This window comes from Streptomyces sp. NPDC006385, from assembly GCF_040612485.1.
Lineage (GTDB): Bacteria > Actinomycetota > Actinomycetes > Streptomycetales > Streptomycetaceae > Streptomyces.
Genome location: NZ_JBEXQG010000115.1, coordinates 1 through 17,266, shown reverse-complemented (window position 1 = coordinate 17,266; position 17,266 = coordinate 1). Strand labels below are relative to the sequence as shown.

Genomic DNA, 17,266 nt, shown 5'->3' with positions numbered 1-17,266 from the left:
CCATGGAAGACCTTCGTCAGGATCTGGGATGTCTCACGCTTCTTCAAACCCTGCGGTTCGTCGGTGCGGTATCCGCGTGCGCTCAGTTCGGCGCACTCGGCAGCGACCAGCGCGGGTCGGAGTCGTCCGGTGCCGGAATCGCGACCAGTGTCTCCACCCGCTGCACCTCGCCGAGTTCACCGCTCTCCAGGATCTCGTGCAGGCGCCGGGTGACCGGGTGGAAGAGGTAGTGGAAGGCCTCCATGAAGACCGTCCCGGACTTGGCGACCGCATCCCGTACCTCGGCCGCCTCCTCGGCGTTGCTCGCCGACGGCTTCTCCGTCAGGACGTGCTTGCCGGCCGCGAGCGCGGCGAGGTTCCACGGTCCGTGCAGGCCGTTGGCGAGCGGGTTGTAGACGACCTCGACCTCGGGGTCGGCGAGCAGGTCGGCGTAGGAGTCCACCACCCGCTCCACGTCGTGCTCGTCGGCGAACGACTCGGCGCGGGACCGGTCGCGCGCGGCCACCGCGACGAGGCGGTGGCCGGTCGTGCGGGCCGGACCGACGAGGGAGAGTTCGGTGATGCGTGCCGCGCCCAGTACTCCGACGCGCAGCGGTTCCTGACTCGCGTCGTTCATCCCTGCCGTACTTCCTCGATCGTCACCGGGCGGTGCTCGTGCAGCGACAGTGTGCACGCCTCGGCGATCCAGCCCGCCTCCAGGGCGTCCTCGATCGTGCAGGGGGAGGGCCGGGTGCCCGCCACGACCTCGGTGAACGCGGTCAGTTCGGCGCGGTAGGCGGCGGTGAAGCGGTCCATGAAGAAGTCGTGCGGGGTGCCCGCCGGGAACGTCACGCCGGGCTCGACCGAGCGCAGCGGCAGCTTGTCCTCCAGGCCGACGGCGATGGAGTCCGTGAAGCCGTGGATCTCCATGCGGACGTCGTAACCCCGGGCGTTGTGGCGGGAGTTGGAGACCACCGCGATGGTGCCGTCGTCGAGGGTGAGGATCGCGCCGGTGGTGTCGGCGTCGCCGGCCTCCTTGATGTAGTCGGCGCCCTTGTTGCCGCCGACGGCGTACACCTCGGTCACCTCGCGGCCGGTCACCCAGCGGATGATGTCGAAGTCGTGCACCGAGCAGTCCCGGAAGATGCCACCGGAGGCGGCGACGTACGCGGCGGGCGGCGGCGCCGGGTCCAGCGTGGTCGACCGTACGGTGTGCAGCTTGCCGAGCTCACCGGCGCGCACGGCGGCCCGCGCGGCGACGAACCCGGCGTCGAAGCGGCGGTTGTAGCCGATCTGGATCGGCACGTCCTTGCCCTGGACGGCCTTGAGCACCTCGACGCCCTCGCTCATCGTCTTGGCGACGGGCTTCTCGCAGAAGACCGGGATGCCGGCCTCGACCCCCGCCAGGATCAGCGCCGGGTGGGCGTCGGTCGCGGCCGCGACGACGATGCCGTCCACGCCGGCCGCCAGCAGGGCCTCGGGCGAGTCCACGACCTCGGCGCCGAACCGCTCCGCGGCGGCCTTGGCGGCGCCCGCGAACGGGTCGGTGACGACGAGGGAGTCGACCGCGTCGAGTCCGGAGAGGGTCTCGGCGTGGAAGGCGCCGATGCGGCCGAGGCCGAGGATTCCGATGCGCATAGGGGTGTTTCGCTTTCCTTGAGTACGGGTCGTGAGAAGGGGCGGAGGGGAACGCGCCGTGCGTTCTAGTCGAGGCCGCCGAGGACGTTCTGGTCCCAGTCGATCACCGACCCGGTGACGACTCCCGACCGGTCCGAGAGCAGGAGGACCACGAAGTCGGCGATTTCGTCCGGCTGGCCCAGCTTGCCCATCGGCAGCCTGGCGGCGGCCTGCTCGCGCCAGCCGTCGGCGGCGCCGTGGAAGGTCTTCTGCGTGGCGTCCTCGCCCTCGGTCGCCGTCCAGCCGATGTTCAGGCCGTTGATCCGGATCCGGTCCCAGCGGTGCGCGTGCGCGGCGTTGCGGGTCAGCCCGACGAGGCCGGCCTTGGCGGCGACGTACGGCGCCAGGAACGGCTGCCCGCCGTGCGCCGAGGACGTGATGATGTTGACGATCGTGCCGGGCGCCTTGCGCGCGACCATGTCGGAGACGGCGGCCTGCATGGCGAAGAACGGCGCCTTGAGGTTGATCGCGATGTGCTGGTCGAACAGCTCGGGCGTGGTGTCCAGCAGCGTGCCCCGGGACGTCAGCCCCGCCGAGTTGACCAGGCAGTCGATCCGCCCGTACGCGTCGACGACCTCGGCGACGGACGCCTTCGCCTGCTCGGCGTCCGACAGGTCGGCCTGCACGAACATGGCCTTGCCGCCGTCGGAGGCCAGTTCGGCCACCAGCGCCTCACCGGGCTCGACGCGCCGCCCCGTGACGGCGACGACGGCACCCTCGCGTACGGCGGCCCGCGCGATCGCGGCGCCGACGCCCTGGCTGCCACCGTTGACGAGGACGACCTTGTCGTCGAGAAGTCCCATGTGTTCGGGGTCCTTTCAGCTCTCGCGCCGCTCGGCGCCGGCCCGCAGCTCCTCGCGCAGAGCCTCGGGAGTCCATGTCTCGCGCAGCGCCCGCCGCACGACGTCCGCCTGCGAGGGCGGGGCCAGCCCGTCGACCGGCGGATCGCTGTCGAGGTTCGTCGGGAAGGGGTAGCCCTCGGCGCTCGCGGCGATGACGTTCGCCAGCCACGCCTCGTCCGCGCCCTCGCTCCGGCGTGCCAGCAGCACGGGGAAGACGGCGTTCGCGACCGCCTCGCGGTCCACGGTCTCCATCGCCCGCCCGAACGCGGAGGACACCTGGAGCAGGTTGGCCATGCGCCGGATGTCCGCCGACCGGTTGGTGCCGGCCGCGTGGAACAGCGCCGGGTTGAAGAAGGCCGCGTCGCCCTTGGCGAGGGGCAGCTGGATGTGACGGGCCTCGAAGTACGCCTGGAACTCAGGCAGTCGCCAGGCCAGATAGCCGGGCTCGTACGTCTGCGAGTACGGCAGGTACATCGTCGGCCCCGACTCCACCGGCATGTCGCAGTGCGCGACGGCGCCCTGGAGGGTGAGCACGGGGGAGAGGACGTGGACATGCGCCGGGTAGGCGGCCGCGGCCTCGTTGGAGAGGAAACCCAGGTGGTAGTCGCGGTGCGCGGTCTGGGCCGCGCCACCGGGGTTGACCACGTTCACCTGCGAGGTCACCTGATAGCCGGGTCCGAGCCAGGCGGTCGAGACCAGAGCCAGGATGTCGTTGGCGTAGTAGTCGGCGAACGCCTCCGGGTCGTAGAGGGCCGCCTTCTCCAGCGCGTTCCAGACCCGGTCGTTGGCGCCCGGTTTGGCGAAGTGGTCACCGGCGTGCGCACCCGAGGCGCGCTGCTCGGCGATCAGGGCGTCGAACACGGCACTGAGCCGGTCGACCACCTCCGGATCGGGGAAGGCGCCCTGGAAGACCACGATGCCGGGACCGTCGGTGAGGGCGCGGACCAGTTCGGCCCGCACCGCACCCGGGTCCTCGGACTCGCGCAGCCGGTCGCTGTCGTAGACCAGGACGCCCCGCTCCACGGCACGGGCGTGCGGGTAGTCGCCGAGGTCGGTGCTCCGCTCGACGAGCTCACGGAAGGCGGCGAGGTCGCAGTCCTGCTCGGACAGCCACGCACGGCGTTGTAGGGAGGTGAAGGACATCGACGTCCTCTCGGTGACACGGGCGGCTCAGTGCTGTCATTCTTGTCAGTACAAACCCGTCGAACAACCAGCAGGCGGCCATCAAAAACCCCTCAGGACCGCGCCGGGAGCATCCGCATGGGCCACCCCTTCCCGATCCGGGAGATCGCACGTCAGGCAGGTCTGAGCGAGGCCACCGTCGATCGGGTCCTCAACGGCCGGGGAGGGGTGCGCGCGAGCACCGCACGGGAGGTCCACCAGGCCATCGCGGACCTCGACCGGCAGCGCACGCAGGTCCGGCTGGTGGGCCGCACCTTCATGATCGACATCGTGATGCAGACGCCGGAGCGGTTCTCCACCGCCGTGCGGGCCGCCCTGGAGGCCGAGCTGCCGGCCCTGCACCCGGCCGTCGTGCGCTCGCGCTTCCACTTCCGGGAGACGGGCCCCGTCGAGGAGCTGACCAGGACCCTGGACCGGATCGCCCGGCGCGGTTCGCAGGGCGTGATCCTCAAGGCCCCGGACGTCCCCGAGGCCACCGCCGCCGTCGCGCGGCTCACGGAGGCGGGCATACCGGTGGTCACCCTGGTGACCGACCTGCCCTCCACGCCCCGCCTCGCCTACGTCGGCATCGACAACCGGGCCGCCGGGGCGACGGCCGCGTACCTCATGGGCCAGTGGCTCGGCGACCGTCCCGGCCATGTCCTCACCAGCCTCAGCAGCGGCTTCTTCCGCAACGAGGAGGAGCGCGAGATGGGCTTCCGCAGCGCCATGCGCGCCCGCCACCCCGAGCGCACGCTCGTCGAACTGACCGAAGGCCAGGGCCTGGACGCCACCCAGTACGACCTCGTCCGGGCCGCTCTGGAGCGCGATCCGGAGATCCGCGCGGTCTACTCGATCGGCGGCGGCAACATCGCGACGCTGCGCGCCTTCGAGGACCTGGGCCGCGAGTGCGCGGTGTTCGTGGCGCACGACCTCGACCACGACAACACCCGGCTGCTGCGCGAACACCGCCTGTCCGCCGTACTCCACCACGACCTGCGCCAGGACATGCGCGAGGCCTGCCACATCGTCATGCGGGCCCACGGCGCGCTGCCGCCTGCCGGGCCGACACTGCCGTCGGCGATCCAGGTGGTGACGCCGTACAACATGCCCACGCCCATCGGGTGACGATCCGGGGCGGGCGCCTGGCGTGTACGCCCGCTCGCCGAGTCCCGTTCCCTACCGTCGTGCGCATGTGGAGATCGAACCCGGCCGGCGGGCCCGAGCGACTGGTGGCGCTCGTCGACGGCGTGTTCGCCATCGCCATCACGCTGCTGGCCCTGGACTTCTACGTGCCACGGGGACTGGACTCGGCGCGGTATCACGACACCCTGCACGAACTGATCCCGAACCTCGGCGCCTACGCCCTCAGCGTGGTGGTGCTCGGCGCCTACTGGCGGGAGAACCGCCGGATCTTCGGCTACGTCGTGGAACTGGACGGGCAGGTGATCACGCTGTCCATCCTGGGGCTGAGCGTCGCGGCCCTGGTGCCCTTCCCGACCAAGCTCATCTCCGAGTACGGCCGAGAACCCGCGTCGGTCGCCATCTACGCGGCGGCCGTCGCCGCCCTGGGCGCCGCCCACCTCGCGCTGCTCCTCGTCCTGGCCCGGCGCCCCTGGCTGCGCGGCGAGACGGCGCCACCAGAGGGCTTCCGGCTCTACGCGCTCGATCTCGGGGCGACGGTCGTGGTGTTCCTCCTCAGCATCCCGCTCGCCCTGACCGTCGGCTCCACGGCCATGTGGTTCTGGCTGGTCATGGTGCCGGTCAAGGCCGCCCTCGGCGTGCGGGCCGACCGGGCGAGCCGACCTCGGCCGTCACGCCCCTGAGGGCACGTCCACCCACGCGCCGCTCTCCGCCGACCGCACCATCGCCTCCAGTACGGCGGCGCCGCGCACGGCGTCCTGGAGGGTGGCCCCGTGCGGGATGCCCTCGGCGACCGAACGCAGGAAGCGGTACGCCTCGATGACCTTCAGGTCGTCGTAGCCCATGGCGTTCGCCGCACCCGGCTGGAAGGCCCCGAACTCGCCGTCGCCCGGGCCGACGTACACCGTGCTGACCGGCTGGTCCTGGTATGTCGCGCCACGGCTGACGCCCAGCTCGTTCATGCGGCGGAAGTCCCAGAAGACCGCGCCCTTCGTGCCGTGCACCTCGAAGCCGTAGTTGTTCTGCTCGCCGACGGAGACCCGGCACGCCTCCAGGACGCCGCGGGCGCCGGAGGCGAAGCGCAGCAGGCAGTTGACGTAGTCCTCGTTCTCGACGGGGCCGAGTGTGCCGCCGGTGGCCAGGGTGTGGCCGGCTGTGGCGCCGGTGGGGCGGGCGCGTTCCGGGATGAAGACGGCGGTGTCGGCGGTGAGGGACGCGATGTCGCCGAGCAGATGGCGGGCCAGGTCGGCGCCGTGCGAGGCGAGGTCGCCCAGTACGCCGCTGCCGCCGCGCTCCCTCTCGTACCGCCAGGTCAGGGCGGAGTCGGGGTGGGCGGCGTAGTCGCTGAAGAGGCGGACGCGGACGTGCGTGACGGTGCCGATCTCGCCGGAGGCGATCAGGTCACGGGCCGCCTCGACGGCGGGCGCGTTGCGGTAGTTGAAGCCGACCGTGCCCTGGACGCCGGCCTTCGCGACGGCGTCGGCGACCGCCTGGGCGTCCGCCGCAGTCAGGCCCACCGGCTTCTCGATCCAGATGTGCTTGCCTGCCTCGGCCATCGCGACGCCGATCTCGCGGTGCAGGAAGTTCGGCGCGGTGATGCTCACGGCCCGCACACGCGGGTCGGCGGCGACCTCGCGCCAGTCGCGGGTCGCCGAGGCGAACCCGAACCGCGCGGCGGCCTCCTCGGCCCGGCCCGGCACATCCTCGGCGACCGTCACCAGATGCGGACGCAGTCCCAGCCGCGGGTAGTGGTGCGGGACGCGGGCGTACGCCTGGGTGTGCACCCGGCCCATCCAGCCGAACCCGACGACGGCGACCCCGAGTGATTCCACCATGACAGCCCTTCTTGGACCGGTCCATTTCCTGTCCCGCCCACCTTGGGTTCCGTTTCCGCTCGATGTCAACCCTTTGACAAGCCCTGCCAGCGCATGGAACGGTCCAGGACATGAGACCGCCGACGATCCGCGACGTGGCCGACCGGGCCGGTGTCTCCAAGTCGCTGGTCTCGCTGGTGCTGCGCGGCTCCGACCAGGTGCGCCCGGAGAAACGGGACGCCGTCCTGAGGGCCGTGCGTGAGCTCGGCTACCGCCCCAACACCGCCGCGCGCAGCCTGAGCGAGCAGCGCAGCCGCACGGTCGGCGTCCTCCTCAACGACCTGCGCAACCCCTGGTTCGTCGACATGCTCGACGGCCTCAACTCACTCCTGCACGACAACGGCCTGCACATGCTGCTCGCCGACGCCCGCCTCAACCGCCGCACCGGCCAGGACCCGGCCGGCCCCTTCCTCGACCTGCGGGTCGACGGCCTGGTGGTGGTCGGCACGCTGCCCGACCCGGCCGCGCTGGGAGCGGTGGCCCAGCGGATCCCGGTCGTGCTGGCCGGCTCCCGCGAGCCGGCGCCCCCCGGTGTCGACGTCGTGGCGGGCGACGACGAGGAGGGCGCCCGCCTGGTCGCCGAGCACCTCATCGGCCTCGGGCACCGGCGGATCGCGCACATCGCGGGATACGGCGCGGTGGGCGAACTGCGCCGACGCAGCTTCGAGGCGACGATGCGGGAGCACGGCCTCGCGGACCAGGCGGTGGTCGAGCCCAGCGACATGACCGAGGAGGGCGGTTACCGCACGACCGTCCGGCTGCTCAGCCGCCCCGAGCGGCCCACCGCCGTGTTCGCCGTCAACGACATCGCCGCCATCGGTGTGCTCTCGGCGGCCGAGGAACTCGGACTGCGGGTTCCCCGCGACCTGTCCGTCGTCGGCTACGACAACACGAGCATCGCCCGCCTGCGGCACGTATGGCTCACCACGGTCGACAACACCAGCCACGAGGTCGGCCGCCGCGCGGCCCGCTGCCTCCTGGAGCGCTTCCAGGGCGCCGGGGGAGAGGGACGGGTCCAACTCGCCATGCCCACACTGGAGATCCGGGGCTCGACGGCGCCCGCGCTCACGGACTGATCACGTAGGTCTGGCTCACAGGTCGATCGCGTACGCCTCGCACAAGGTCTCGTGCACCGTCCATGTCGTACGGTCGCCCTCGCGCAGTACGGCCATGCCGCCGGGCCCGACCGTCAGCGTCGGGCCGCCCTCGACCTCGACGGTGGCCGACCCGCTGACCACGGCGAACACTTCGTCGGCTTCGGTGTCGGTGACCACGCCGGGGGTGATCTGCCAGATGCCCCGCACCTGACGGCCGTCCTCCGACTCCCAGACCACCTTCCCGGTGGCCTCGGGCGTCCCGGTGGCCTCGGGCGTCCCGATCACCTCGGGCGTCCCGGTCGCCTCGGATGTCCCGGAAGACGATGACCGGCGTCCGCCTATCTGCTCGTCCGTCATTCATATCTAATCGTCCGTCATATGTACGGATGAGCCGAACTGGGTTATACGACGGTCTCGCGTATTGTTGCGTCATATGCCTGTCGTGACGCAGGCGGCTCTCGGGACGTCGGGGGCAGGGGAGTTGACGGTGACAGGGGGATCAGGGCATGTCGGCATTTCTCTCAGTGGTGGCAGTCGTCGCGTTCACGGCCACGGCGGGTCTGCCGTGGTGGGTGGTCGCGGTCGTGGCCCTGCTGATGGCGGGGTTCGCCGCGGGCAGGTGCTGGAGCCCGGGCCGGGGTGCCAGAAATGCCCCGGCCCCCGGCCCGGCGGTTCAGCCCGTCTGGTCCTCGACCGACGGGCGCACCACGGTGCGGCCGGTCGCGGTGAACGTGCCTGTCCCGTGCCCGGACGAGCACGCGGAGAAGGTCCGCAGCGGCCGGTAGCGCCCGGCCGAGGGGTGGTGCGTGCCGTGCATGAGGTAGGGTTGACACGCATGATCACGCGGTTCACCGCGGGACACGCAGCGGGACGTGGCGCAGCTTGGTAGCGCACTTGACTGGGGGTCAAGGGGTCGCAGGTTCAAATCCTGTCGTCCCGACTGGAGTCTTCTCCGTCGCTGCAGGTCAAGGCCTTGGATCACATCATGTGAGACGAGGTCTTTGATCATTTCTAGGCTCTCGTCTCACAATTTCTCACGAACCGGGATGATCTTCCCTAGCCCGACCTCCCCGAGTCCAGCCTTGAGGCTCTACGGATCCGGATATACACGCAAGCGCCACACAAGCTGCGTGGCGTAGCCGTAGAATGACGGATTGTCATGGGGTGACATCATCACGGGGTCATCAAGTGAGCACTGATTCCAACGAGCCGTCGACTCCTGCGGCCAGTACGGAAGAGCCTGAATCCACTGGCACACAAGAACCACGCCAGCCGAGGTGGGCGTGGTGGGTCATCAGCATCGCCGTCCCGCTCATTGCCGCACTGATCACAGCATGGGCGACGCTGGAGAGCGATGATCCTTCCTCCAACGAGACTCCCAGACCAGCTCCATCTACCTCCAAACCTTCGAGCAGCAGCCCCCCAGCTCCCCCCACAACAGGACCGCCGGACCCCAGTACCACTTACGGCCAGCAGCTCGTCCGGCAGCGCGACATCATCCTTCCCGTGGGCAAGGGTCTGGATTTCGATGAGAAACCGATCCGTCCGATGGGCGGCGACGGGGACCTTGACTCGCCCCTCTTCACATCCGGCAGTCTGGCCCCTAGCCCCTATTGGGACACTGCCCTGCTCGCCCCGAACCAGGATCGGACCTACGAGTCCTGCCGAGATGAGACACGCTACCTGAGCGGCACCTACCTCAGCCTGGACGGCATCTCCCGAGAAAAACTGCCAGTGGGAAGCGCCTTCTGTATGACGCATCACGAAAATGGACGCATCGTGCTCGTACAAGTGATATATCGAAGCTCGTCCAGCGAGGCATCGTCCTACGTGACGCTCGACATCACCATCTGGCAGGGACCGATCAGGAAATGATCTTCCTCAGCCAAGCAGCTCGCCCAGCTTCTCCGAGCCTGCCTTGAGACTCTGGGGATCAGGATGAACATAGACGCGCTTGGTAAACGACAGGTCGCTGTGCCCGGCCCAGGCCGAGACGACCGTGTCAGGGGCGTCGTTGTTGGCCATCCAGGACAGACAGGCATGCCGCGCGTCGTAGAGACGGACCCTCCGGACGCCCGCTGCCTCCATCAGCTTCTGCGCCTCGCGACGGAGCTTGTCCGTCTTAAACGGTCGCCCCAGCTCATCGACGACCACGTAGCCTGAGGCCTCGTACGCCTCGCCGGCCTCGTCCTTCTCCTGCTCCTGGCGGACATGAAACGCCGTGAGCGCTGTGTGTACGGGCTTGGGCAGAGGCAAGACACGCTTGCCGTATTGAGTCTTGGGCTGCTTCTCGACCACCTTGTTGCGAAGACCTCGCTCACGGTGGCGGTCATAGACGATGGTGCGGGTATTGCCAACAGCGATCGTGCCCGCACCGTCAAGGCTGACGTCCTCACGCCATCGAGCTCCGCACACCTCGGCGGGGCGCTCGGCGATAAGGGTGAGGAGCATGTTATTCGGGTGCTTCCGCTGCACGATCATGGGCCACGGCGCGTCAACGAAGAACATCGGACTTTTCACATTAACCTCCCGTACTCGTACGAAGTCGATCTCTCGCAGATCGCACCCAATCCTCGCTCCATCGGAGAAGACATGCACAAGCTTCGCAAGGCTGCCGTCTTGGTCGCCGCCGTCAGCAGCATCGGGCTCCTGAGCGCCGGCACCGCCACCGCCCAGGGCCTTGATGGTTACGACCACAAGAAAGGCGGAGACGAGGTCAAGATCATGCAGAGCAGCAACTGCAAATCGCACGACCTCAACCTCGACATCCTCGGGCAGATCGGCATCCTCAACGGCCTGCTGGGCAACGCGCTCAACGGCGAGGGCAACGCCGGTGGGCAGGACAAGCACATCGGCTCGACCATGGGCTGCAACAACAAGGCCTTCTAGGACGAGGCTCTAACAAGCCGCTGTTGTGTCAGGTTGGCCGCTCGTCGAGATAATCGCGAGCGGCCAGCAAATAATGAGGATTTGTAGACGACATCGCGCGCTACAAGCCAACCGAGAGGACAAGTAACTATCCAACAGTCATCCGGGATATCTCAGGCACAAGACATGCTCTCCAATGGTGACTATCGGCCCAATGGATAACTGATCGACCCTGCCTTAGGTTCAAAACCCCGTCGCCAGACTTCTATTGTGCGACATAGCAGTTCTGAGAGACACCCAGCTACAGGCCTTCCCTCCTTGTGACGAAAGGATGTCGCGGCTTCCCTGCGCGTCAAGGGCTACGCGAGCCGGCTCCGTACCTCCGCCGACCCTTGACCCGAGAGGGAAGACCGCAAGAGACCGTCAATTAAGGGAGGGAAAGGAAACTGATGATAATCTCGTATGCCGCCCAGCAATACGGTCGCCTGCAAGTATGTCAGCCTGCGTATGTCATTCGGATGAATTCTCTATCTTTTCGTTTCATTACCCTTGGGGCGTGGCATGTTGGTCACGAGGTACAGATCACGTCAAATGGAGCGAGCCAGAGGAGGACTAGATGCCCGTATCTATGCGTGAACTAGAATCCGAAGAGCTGTTTCTTGCCCCGGGGGAGCCTCGGTGGTTTGCTTTCGGGCTCGCGGAGGGACACGGTAGGCCCTTCTTCTCGCTAGCCATCCCTAGCAGACCGAAGGTGAGCAAGCAGTCTCTGTGGACTATCGCGCACGGCATCGAGACGAATGGCTACAGGGGTGGCGGAGAATTCGTCTATCACAAGAACTATGCGCATTACGTCACTGTCCAGGTCGCCGACCCGGCAGTCAACACGCCCTTCAGAATTCACTCCATCGTCCTAACGCAAGGATTCTGAAAGATGAACAAACTCATTGTCGTTGTGGGGCCAGATGGCGACATCAGGGCGGCAGCCAAGATCAATCCACGCAACACATATTCACCGATCGAAATTGAGGTGAAATCGGATCAAGGCGAATCGCTGCACGAGGTTGCTCTTCCTGAGGAATTGGAGTCCGAGGGTCTGACGGAGCTCGTGAACTATCAGTTGGCTCAAGGAAATGATCGCCAACTGGTAAAGCGGACACACTAAGGGCTGTCCCGTAACTGCTGGTTGCGGGTGAGATGATCTTGGTGTGGCTGGTGTGATCACGGCGTCGGAGCCGTCCTGGACAGCCCCGTTCACTGGGCTGAGCCCGCGTCAGTTCGGCAAGCTGATCACCGCTCTGCGGCGTGAAGGTGCGGATCCGGTGCGCAAGGGCGGGCCCTGGAGCCTGCCGCTGGAGGACCGCGTGCTCCTGGTCGCCGCGTACTGGCGCACGAACCTCACCCTGCGCCAACTGGCCCCGCTGTTCGGGGTGTCCAAGTCGGCGGCCGACCGCATCATCGACCATCTTGGCCCGTCACTCGCGCTCCAGAAGCGCAAGCGGTTCCGCAAGGACACCGTGCTGATCGTGGACGGCACCCTGGTGCCCACCCGTGACCACACCATCGCCGAGCAGTCGAAGAATTACCGGTACTCCACCAACCACCAGGTCGTCATCGACGCCGGCACCCGGCTCGTCGTCGCGGTCGGCAGGCCGGTCGCCGGTAACCGCAACGACTGCAAGGCGTGGGAACTGTCCGGCGCGAAAGACGCCGTCGGCCACGCCACGGTCATCGCGGACGGCGGCTACCGTGGCACCGGCCTGGTAATCCCGCACCGCTGCGAGAAGGGCCAGGCCGAACTCCCGGCTTGGAAGGAAGAGCACAACGCCTCCCACCGCAAGGTCCGCGCCCGCGTCGAGCACGTCTTCGCCCGGATGAAGGGCTGGAAGATCCTTCGTGACTGCCGCCTGAAAGGCGACGGCGTTCACCACGCCATGCTCGGCATCGCCCGCCTGCACAACCTTGTCCTTGCCGGGTGGCGCAGCAACCAGCAGGTCACCCAGCACACTGGAGATCATTTACGGGACAGCCCTTAAGGAGAGGGCGTCTCACACACTTCTCACAAACCACATCACGGCAGCTCGGGCCCGAGGCCCCTGACCTGGACGTTTGTGAACTGCCTGGACTGTATGGACCCCCTGACACGGGCACTCAGCTTCTGGGGGTCAAGGGGTCGCAGGTTCAAATCCTGTCGTCCCGACTGGAGACAGTCGCAGGTCAGGGCCGGTTTCGGAGGTGTCCGAAACCGGCCCTTGATCATTCTTGGGGGCCAGTGGGGGACCGGCGTCCTTGACCGAGGTCAGCGGGGCAGCGGGTCACGACGGTCGGGCTCGGCGGCGAGCGAGGTGCGCGGAGCACGCTGAGGTGTGCGGAGAGCGCCGCCCCGGCGGAGGACGTGTCCGAATAGCCGCAGTTGCCAGTACGCCCGGGGAAAGTGATGTCACACCCATCATGACAGGTCAGAGGTCGTTTTCGTAGGAGGAACGGCACAGGTGACGAGCCTTGTTCGGCCCTCTCTGGGGATCCAGAATCTCCGTCATGAATCACTCGGGGAAAGTCGATCAGGACGACATCGTGCGAGCGCGGAATGTGCTGCTCGCATCGGGTCGCCGCACGCCGCGTGAGGAAGTCGACGCCTACCGGGTGCTCGCCCAGGTCAGCCCCGCCTCGTACCTGCCGCTCTTGGCCAGGGCGCTGCAACGTCTGAGTTACGACACCAGCTCCGGCAAGAAGCACGCGGCCTGCCTCGCGCTGTGCGAGGAGGCGGTGGCCGTGGCGCGATCCATCGATCCGGCCGAACCTGCCCGTGCGGATGTTCTGTACGAGGCCCTCAACACGTGCCAGAGAGAGCTGTACGACCTGGGGCGACGCGCCGAAGGGCTGGCCATGCGCGCCGAGATGCTCGCCATTGGGCGTGCGCAGGCCGAACTGTCCGGAGACTCCGTGGTCAAAGGACTGCGTGTATGGGCTGCCGGTCTTTCCGAGGAAGGCCGGTATGCCGAGGCTGCCGATGCCATGACCGAGTTGGTCGCAGCGATCCTGCCCGATGGGCCCGCCAGCGGGGGTCTCGCCTGGTCACTCCTGGAGTGGATCGCCGCTCTCCACGACGCTGGCCGGTCCGGCGAAGCACTCGCCGCGTTCGAGACGCTCGTCAGCATGGAAGCGGCCGAAGCCGCGAATGACCGCGGTCCGATGGCCTGCCATCTCTACTCCCTCATCGGGTACGCGCGGATGCTCGACGTCCACGGCCGAGGAGGGCAGGCGGCCCTCGTGCGGCAAGAGGCACTCGCTTTGCTGACGGAGTTGGCCGATACCGGTGAGCGGAAGTCCTGGAGTGGGTACCAGGCGTCGTTCTGGGCGGTGCTGCTGAACTTCTCCGGTGCCGAAAGCGATCGGCCTGCGCCCGATGGACCGCGTCCGCCTTCGGGGGCGGCGCCCCTGCAGTGGTCACCCGATGCCAAACGGCGCTACTTCGACAGCCGTCATGCCCTCCGTGAAGAGGTGGACACCCTTGCTGCGCGAGCCGCCGAGGATCCGGACCAGTATCTGGCCGAACTGGTCCGGCTGCATCGGGTCCTCACCGTCCGCTCCGCCGTTTACTGGGAGAACCGTACCCATCTGTTCGCGGAGCGAGTGCGCTCCCTGTTCGACGACGGAGTGAGTCTGGCCCGTCGGCTGTCTCAACACGATCCGACATACGGAACGCGAACACTGGCCAGGATCCTGATCGACCGATCGACCTTCCACACCGCCGCCCACGAGTTCGGGGCCGCCCTCGACGACTTCCGCCAAGCCCTGAGCTACCTGGGGGAGGCGAACCAACCTGAGCCGGCCGACGTCCGCCCCAGGACTCGTACACACGAGCAGCTCCCCAGACCGAGGAAGATCGGCGATTCCGTAACTTCCAATAGCCCGGGTTACCAGCAACGGCCATAAATGGATCTCCTCAAAAGAGTCGGAAAGTAGTGGGGGTTGCGCCCTGATCACGGGACCGGGAGGGCAAGGAGCGGGAGTCACCCGGTCAGGAACGCGGCTGTGGCGATGATCAGTCGCCTGGTGGTGATGCCCGACCAGGGGCGGCTTCCGTAGATGAGGCCGCCGAGGAAGCTGCCGGTGGAGAGGCGGCTGGGATGGTGCCCGAGAGCATGTCCTGGTGGTGGTGCCTGGCCATGGCGATGGACCACACGTTCATGGCTCCGATCGCGAACCCGATGCCGGCGAGGGAGACGAACAGCAGTAACACGGCGGGTGTGGCCAGCCGCCGTGCCAGGGCCGCGTCCTGGCCCTCAAACTGTTCGGGTCGCCGGCGCCGCGACGGCGGTGCGAGGGCGACGGCGGCGGTGCCGGCCAAGCCGAGGGAGGCGGTGACGGCGAGCGCGACGGCAGGGTTGTACGCGGAGGCGAGCGCGGCCAAGAGCAGGGGGCCGAGGCTGTACAGCAGGCCCTGCGTGCCGGTGTCGAACGCGAGCGCGCGTGCCGCAGCCGGGGGGGGCGGGCAGCACGCTCGGCCACAGCGCCCGCAGCCCGGCCTCCAGGGGTGGCGCGGTCAGGTCAGGTCGAAGGGATGATCTCGACACAGTTGTGCTCGGGCCCGCTTTCCTTGGCCTTGCGCCACTGGGCGGCGGAGAGGTCGAGCGTGTACAACTCCGCCTTCTCTGCGTTCACTCGCGATGTCCCTCTTCCAACTTGGCGATTCGTGCGAGGGAGTCCTCCTCCGACATGGCCGCGGCGCGGATGCGCTCGACCGCGTCGGCGAAGGGTTGCGTGCCGTCGCCCTCAACGGAGGTAGCTCCGCTGAGGTTCTCCAACAGCAGAGCTGCTCGCCCGGCGGCATCTTGAAGCGGTCGAGAGATCCGTTCAGCCGATGGTGAAGCGCTGGTTCTGGGCGCCTCGGTCGCAGCGGGCAGTGCGGTAGTAGCCGTTGTCCTGCTGGTAGAGGCAGCGGCCCGTGCCGACGCTTTGGAGCATGACGGCGCTGCGGGGGGCGGGCTGGACGGTGCGCCACTTCTGGTATGAGCCGCCGTTACAGCGCAGGGGGTAGACGTCGCCCCGGTCATTGCTGTCGAGGCAGCGGCCCCAGAAGTTGTTCTTAAGAGTGGTGCTGGTGTTGAGGCGGCCGTTCCACTGCCACAGGAGGCTGCCGCGTCCGGTGGTGCAGCGGTCGCCGTTGAGGCCGGTTTCGGAGGTCTCGCGCAGGCAGTCACCGTAGCGGTAGTTCGCGAAGCGGCTGGTGGCGGTGGCAGCCGAGGCGGGTGTGGGGGTGAGGAGGGTGAGGGCGAGGCCGACTGCGGCGATGAGGGCGGCGAAGGCTTTCCGGGTCGGGCGGCGCACTGGGGGTCTCCTTACAGTGGTTTTCAGAGGTACCTCGACAGGATCCCCGAACACCACCGCCTACGCCTGAAAAATGGGGAAAACCCCGGATCGAGCCGCTCATGCCGGCCGATCCGGTCCGGTCCGGGGACGGCGCTGGGCCGATCACCGCGGCACGCTCGAGGCCATCGCGTGGAAGTACCGCACCAACTCGCCCTGGCGGGACCTCCCCGAGGAGCTCGGCTCGTTCCAGACGGCCCATAAGCGGCTGATCAGGTGGGCCGTCGACGGCACGTGGGAGAAGATCTTTGCCGCCGTCCTCGCCGCAGCGGATGCCATCGACGACATCGGCTGGACCGTAGTGATCACTAATCGGACAGACATGTCCGATCAACTGACCAACCCATCAAAGAGACACGGTCTAGTAGTGCTTCGTCAGGTTGTGGGCGGTCTGTGGTTGCTCCGAGGGCTGGGCAGGGGGCGTCCGCAGGTGGTGCAGGTACCGGTCCAGCACCTCAGCAGGTCCTGGAGGGTGTCGAGGACCTGGTAGAGGGTCAGGCCGGCGTGAGGGCTTTTGGGTCGAGCTGCCTGAGGGTGAGGAATGCCTGGGCGGCGGTGACGAGGGTGACGTGGTGGTGCCAGCCGCGCCAGGTGCGGCCTTCGAAGTGGTCCAGGCCCAGGCCGTGCTTGAGCTCGCGGTAGTCGTGCTCGATCCGCCAGCGCATCTTCGCCCACCGCACCAGGTCGGCGACCGGGGTGGTGGCGGGCAGGTCGGTCATCCAGTAACCGGTCGGCTCGTCGGCTGCTTCACGCTGTTCGACCAGCAGCCTCCGCAGCGGCAGCACCCCGTCCCACCGGCTGCGTCCCCCGGTCCGTTCCTGGGCGGTGCGGGTGGCTTCCTTGCCCGACGGCCGCACCTCGAGCACGGCGAAACGCGAGGTCATCGTTCCTTTGCTGCCCTGTCGCCAGGTGACCTCCTCGAAGACCGTGGCGTCGTCGAGAAGTTCTGGCAGGGGCCGGGCCGGGCCGGCTCGCGGTAGCGGGGCAGGGTGGGCGGCCCCAGCCCGCCATAGGCGGGCTGTTGCGGCTCAGCCGTGGCCGGGCGGGCGATCTCCTTGGGATCCACCGCCATCACATAGGACCAGCCGCGTTCCTCCAGCGCGAGCCGGAAGGAGACGCTGCGGCCGTAGCCGGCGTCGGCCACGATCACCGGCACGGAACTAGTAGTGCTTGGTCAGGTCGGTATCAGTTGTGGCTTGTCGCGGTGACAGGTGGGGCCCGCCGGTGTCGCCGCGGCCTTCGTCGGGGGCGCGGCGGC

The 17,266-nt window shown here is 68.0% G+C and carries 20 protein-coding genes, 1 tRNA gene and 2 pseudogenes; 11 read left to right on the top strand and 12 right to left on the bottom strand.

The genetic code is table 11. The features are described from left to right. Positions 1–97: 97 nt before the first annotated feature. The 4 genes and pseudogenes from ABZ078_RS42210 to ABZ078_RS42195 form a co-directional block, all read right to left on the bottom strand. A pseudogene (locus ABZ078_RS42210) lies at positions 98–616 on the bottom strand (Gfo/Idh/MocA family oxidoreductase); the annotation flags it as partial. Continuing rightward, on the bottom strand, positions 613–1,617 hold the full coding sequence (locus ABZ078_RS42205; RefSeq protein ID WP_356583843.1) for a Gfo/Idh/MocA family oxidoreductase: 1,005 nt from the start codon (positions 1,615–1,617) through the stop codon (positions 613–615). The pseudogene ABZ078_RS42210 and the gene ABZ078_RS42205, both read right to left, overlap by 4 nt. Positions 1,618–1,682: 65 nt before the next feature. Beyond that, positions 1,683–2,459 carry an SDR family oxidoreductase gene (locus tag ABZ078_RS42200; RefSeq protein WP_356583842.1) on the bottom strand — a complete coding sequence of 259 codons (777 nt, stop codon included), beginning with the start codon at positions 2,457–2,459 and terminating at the stop codon, positions 1,683–1,685. Positions 2,460–2,474: 15 nt separating this feature from the next. Further along, on the bottom strand, positions 2,475–3,641 hold the full coding sequence (locus ABZ078_RS42195) for a phytanoyl-CoA dioxygenase family protein (protein ID WP_356583841.1): 1,167 nt from the start codon (positions 3,639–3,641) through the stop codon (positions 2,475–2,477). A gap of 117 nt (positions 3,642–3,758) precedes the next feature. On the opposite strand from ABZ078_RS42195, the gene ABZ078_RS42190 reads away from it, so the two are divergent. After that, the gene (locus ABZ078_RS42190) at positions 3,759–4,787 is read left to right on the top strand and encodes a LacI family DNA-binding transcriptional regulator (protein WP_356583840.1); all 1,029 of its coding nucleotides are present in this window, start codon (positions 3,759–3,761) and stop codon (positions 4,785–4,787) included. A gap of 65 nt (positions 4,788–4,852) precedes the next feature. Then, on the top strand, positions 4,853–5,485 hold the full coding sequence (locus tag ABZ078_RS42185; protein ID WP_356583839.1) for a TMEM175 family protein: 633 nt from the start codon (positions 4,853–4,855) through the stop codon (positions 5,483–5,485). Here the strand turns inward: ABZ078_RS42185 and ABZ078_RS42180 are convergent. Continuing rightward, positions 5,474–6,637 (bottom strand): Gfo/Idh/MocA family oxidoreductase, encoded by a 1,164-nt coding sequence (locus ABZ078_RS42180; protein ID WP_356583838.1) that lies wholly within the window; start codon positions 6,635–6,637, stop codon positions 5,474–5,476. The genes ABZ078_RS42185 and ABZ078_RS42180 overlap by 12 nt on opposite strands. Before the next feature lie 110 nt (positions 6,638–6,747). Between ABZ078_RS42180 and ABZ078_RS42175 the strand changes: the two genes are divergently transcribed. Then, positions 6,748–7,752, top strand: a complete 1,005-nt coding sequence (locus ABZ078_RS42175) for a LacI family DNA-binding transcriptional regulator (RefSeq protein ID WP_356583837.1) — start codon at positions 6,748–6,750, stop codon at positions 7,750–7,752. A 15-nt stretch (positions 7,753–7,767) separates the two neighbouring features. Here the strand turns inward: ABZ078_RS42175 and ABZ078_RS42170 are convergent, their stop codons facing one another. After that, entirely contained in the window at positions 7,768–8,130 is a 363-nt protein-coding gene (locus tag ABZ078_RS42170) for a cupin domain-containing protein (protein WP_356583836.1), read from the bottom strand. A gap of 149 nt (positions 8,131–8,279) precedes the next feature. Here ABZ078_RS42170 and ABZ078_RS42165 point away from each other — a divergent pair, with 149 nt between their 5' ends. The 3 genes from ABZ078_RS42165 to ABZ078_RS42155 all read left to right on the top strand — a co-directional run bounded on the left by ABZ078_RS42165 (position 8,280) and on the right by ABZ078_RS42155 (position 9,648). Next, complete coding sequence (locus ABZ078_RS42165) at positions 8,280–8,558, top strand: hypothetical protein (protein WP_356583835.1); 279 nt, start codon at positions 8,280–8,282, stop codon at positions 8,556–8,558. 81 nt (positions 8,559–8,639) lie between these two features. Further along, a tRNA-Pro gene (locus tag ABZ078_RS42160) sits at positions 8,640–8,713 on the top strand. Positions 8,714–9,279: 566 nt separating this feature from the next. After that, positions 9,280–9,648 carry a hypothetical protein gene (locus ABZ078_RS42155; RefSeq protein ID WP_356583834.1) on the top strand — a complete coding sequence of 123 codons (369 nt, stop codon included), beginning with the start codon at positions 9,280–9,282 and terminating at the stop codon, positions 9,646–9,648. Between the two features lie 6 nt (positions 9,649–9,654). On the opposite strand, the gene ABZ078_RS42150 is transcribed toward ABZ078_RS42155, so the two are convergent. Next, a complete protein-coding gene (locus tag ABZ078_RS42150) occupies positions 9,655–10,281 on the bottom strand; it encodes a site-specific integrase (protein ID WP_356583833.1) in 627 nt (208 codons plus the stop codon). 84 nt (positions 10,282–10,365) lie between these two features. On the opposite strand from ABZ078_RS42150, the gene ABZ078_RS42145 reads away from it, so the two are divergent. The 4 genes from ABZ078_RS42145 (at position 10,366) to ABZ078_RS42130 (ending at position 14,574) form a co-directional block, all read left to right on the top strand. Continuing rightward, the gene (locus ABZ078_RS42145; RefSeq protein ID WP_356583832.1) at positions 10,366–10,662 is read left to right on the top strand and encodes a hypothetical protein; all 297 of its coding nucleotides are present in this window, start codon (positions 10,366–10,368) and stop codon (positions 10,660–10,662) included. 910 nt (positions 10,663–11,572) lie between these two features. Next, positions 11,573–11,803 carry a hypothetical protein gene (locus tag ABZ078_RS42140; protein WP_356583831.1) on the top strand — a complete coding sequence of 77 codons (231 nt, stop codon included), beginning with the start codon at positions 11,573–11,575 and terminating at the stop codon, positions 11,801–11,803. Between the two features lie 43 nt (positions 11,804–11,846). Continuing rightward, the gene (locus ABZ078_RS42135) at positions 11,847–12,674 is read left to right on the top strand and encodes a transposase (RefSeq protein ID WP_356583830.1); all 828 of its coding nucleotides are present in this window, start codon (positions 11,847–11,849) and stop codon (positions 12,672–12,674) included. 502 nt (positions 12,675–13,176) lie between these two features. Continuing rightward, positions 13,177–14,574, top strand: a complete 1,398-nt coding sequence (locus ABZ078_RS42130) for a hypothetical protein (protein ID WP_356583829.1) — start codon at positions 13,177–13,179, stop codon at positions 14,572–14,574. A gap of 109 nt (positions 14,575–14,683) precedes the next feature. Here ABZ078_RS42130 and ABZ078_RS42125 read toward each other — a convergent pair whose 3' ends face one another. From ABZ078_RS42125 to ABZ078_RS42115, 3 genes are all read right to left on the bottom strand, one after another. After that, the gene (locus ABZ078_RS42125; RefSeq protein ID WP_356583828.1) at positions 14,684–15,052 is read right to left on the bottom strand and encodes a hypothetical protein; all 369 of its coding nucleotides are present in this window, start codon (positions 15,050–15,052) and stop codon (positions 14,684–14,686) included. A gap of 137 nt (positions 15,053–15,189) precedes the next feature. Further along, positions 15,190–15,303 carry a DUF397 domain-containing protein gene (locus tag ABZ078_RS42120; RefSeq protein ID WP_356583827.1) on the bottom strand — a complete coding sequence of 38 codons (114 nt, stop codon included), beginning with the start codon at positions 15,301–15,303 and terminating at the stop codon, positions 15,190–15,192. A 192-nt stretch (positions 15,304–15,495) separates the two neighbouring features. After that, on the bottom strand, positions 15,496–15,969 hold the full coding sequence (locus tag ABZ078_RS42115) for a hypothetical protein (RefSeq protein ID WP_356583826.1): 474 nt from the start codon (positions 15,967–15,969) through the stop codon (positions 15,496–15,498). A gap of 101 nt (positions 15,970–16,070) precedes the next feature. Here ABZ078_RS42115 and ABZ078_RS42110 point away from each other — a divergent pair. Continuing rightward, a pseudogene (locus tag ABZ078_RS42110) lies at positions 16,071–16,321 on the top strand (transposase); the annotation flags it as partial. 181 nt (positions 16,322–16,502) lie between these two features. Here ABZ078_RS42110 and ABZ078_RS42105 read toward each other — a convergent pair. Together ABZ078_RS42105 and ABZ078_RS42100 are read right to left on the bottom strand one after the other, a co-directional pair. Continuing rightward, positions 16,503–16,892, bottom strand: coding sequence for a transposase (locus ABZ078_RS42105; RefSeq protein ID WP_356583825.1), 390 nt, complete (start codon positions 16,890–16,892; stop codon positions 16,503–16,505). Continuing rightward, positions 16,889–17,164, bottom strand: a complete 276-nt coding sequence (locus ABZ078_RS42100; RefSeq protein ID WP_356583824.1) for a transposase — start codon at positions 17,162–17,164, stop codon at positions 16,889–16,891. The genes ABZ078_RS42105 and ABZ078_RS42100 overlap by 4 nt, the downstream gene beginning before the upstream one ends. Positions 17,165–17,266 lie beyond the last annotated feature (102 nt).

Excerpts from the sequence above, each read along its gene's own strand:
- ABZ078_RS42150 (WP_356583833.1), bottom strand. The coding sequence starts at position 10,281 with ATGTTCTTCGTTGACGCGCCGTGGCCCATGATCGTGCAGCGGAAGCAC.
- ABZ078_RS42105 (WP_356583825.1), bottom strand. The coding sequence starts at position 16,892 with ATGACCTCGCGTTTCGCCGTGCTCGAGGTGCGGCCGTCGGGCAAGGAA.
- ABZ078_RS42200 (WP_356583842.1), bottom strand. The coding sequence starts at position 2,459 with ATGGGACTTCTCGACGACAAGGTCGTCCTCGTCAACGGTGGCAGCCAG.
- ABZ078_RS42170 (WP_356583836.1), bottom strand. The coding sequence starts at position 8,130 with ATGACGGACGAGCAGATAGGCGGACGCCGGTCATCGTCTTCCGGGACA.
- ABZ078_RS42205 (WP_356583843.1), bottom strand. The coding sequence starts at position 1,617 with ATGCGCATCGGAATCCTCGGCCTCGGCCGCATCGGCGCCTTCCACGCC.
- ABZ078_RS42130 (WP_356583829.1), top strand. The coding sequence starts at position 13,177 with ATGAATCACTCGGGGAAAGTCGATCAGGACGACATCGTGCGAGCGCGG.
- ABZ078_RS42180 (WP_356583838.1), bottom strand. The coding sequence starts at position 6,637 with ATGGTGGAATCACTCGGGGTCGCCGTCGTCGGGTTCGGCTGGATGGGC.
- ABZ078_RS42165 (WP_356583835.1), top strand. The coding sequence starts at position 8,280 with ATGTCGGCATTTCTCTCAGTGGTGGCAGTCGTCGCGTTCACGGCCACG.
- ABZ078_RS42140 (WP_356583831.1), top strand. The coding sequence starts at position 11,573 with ATGAACAAACTCATTGTCGTTGTGGGGCCAGATGGCGACATCAGGGCG.
- ABZ078_RS42175 (WP_356583837.1), top strand. The coding sequence starts at position 6,748 with ATGAGACCGCCGACGATCCGCGACGTGGCCGACCGGGCCGGTGTCTCC.
- ABZ078_RS42195 (WP_356583841.1), bottom strand. The coding sequence starts at position 3,641 with ATGTCCTTCACCTCCCTACAACGCCGTGCGTGGCTGTCCGAGCAGGAC.
- ABZ078_RS42145 (WP_356583832.1), top strand. The coding sequence starts at position 10,366 with ATGCACAAGCTTCGCAAGGCTGCCGTCTTGGTCGCCGCCGTCAGCAGC.
- ABZ078_RS42185 (WP_356583839.1), top strand. The coding sequence starts at position 4,853 with ATGTGGAGATCGAACCCGGCCGGCGGGCCCGAGCGACTGGTGGCGCTC.
- ABZ078_RS42190 (WP_356583840.1), top strand. The coding sequence starts at position 3,759 with ATGGGCCACCCCTTCCCGATCCGGGAGATCGCACGTCAGGCAGGTCTG.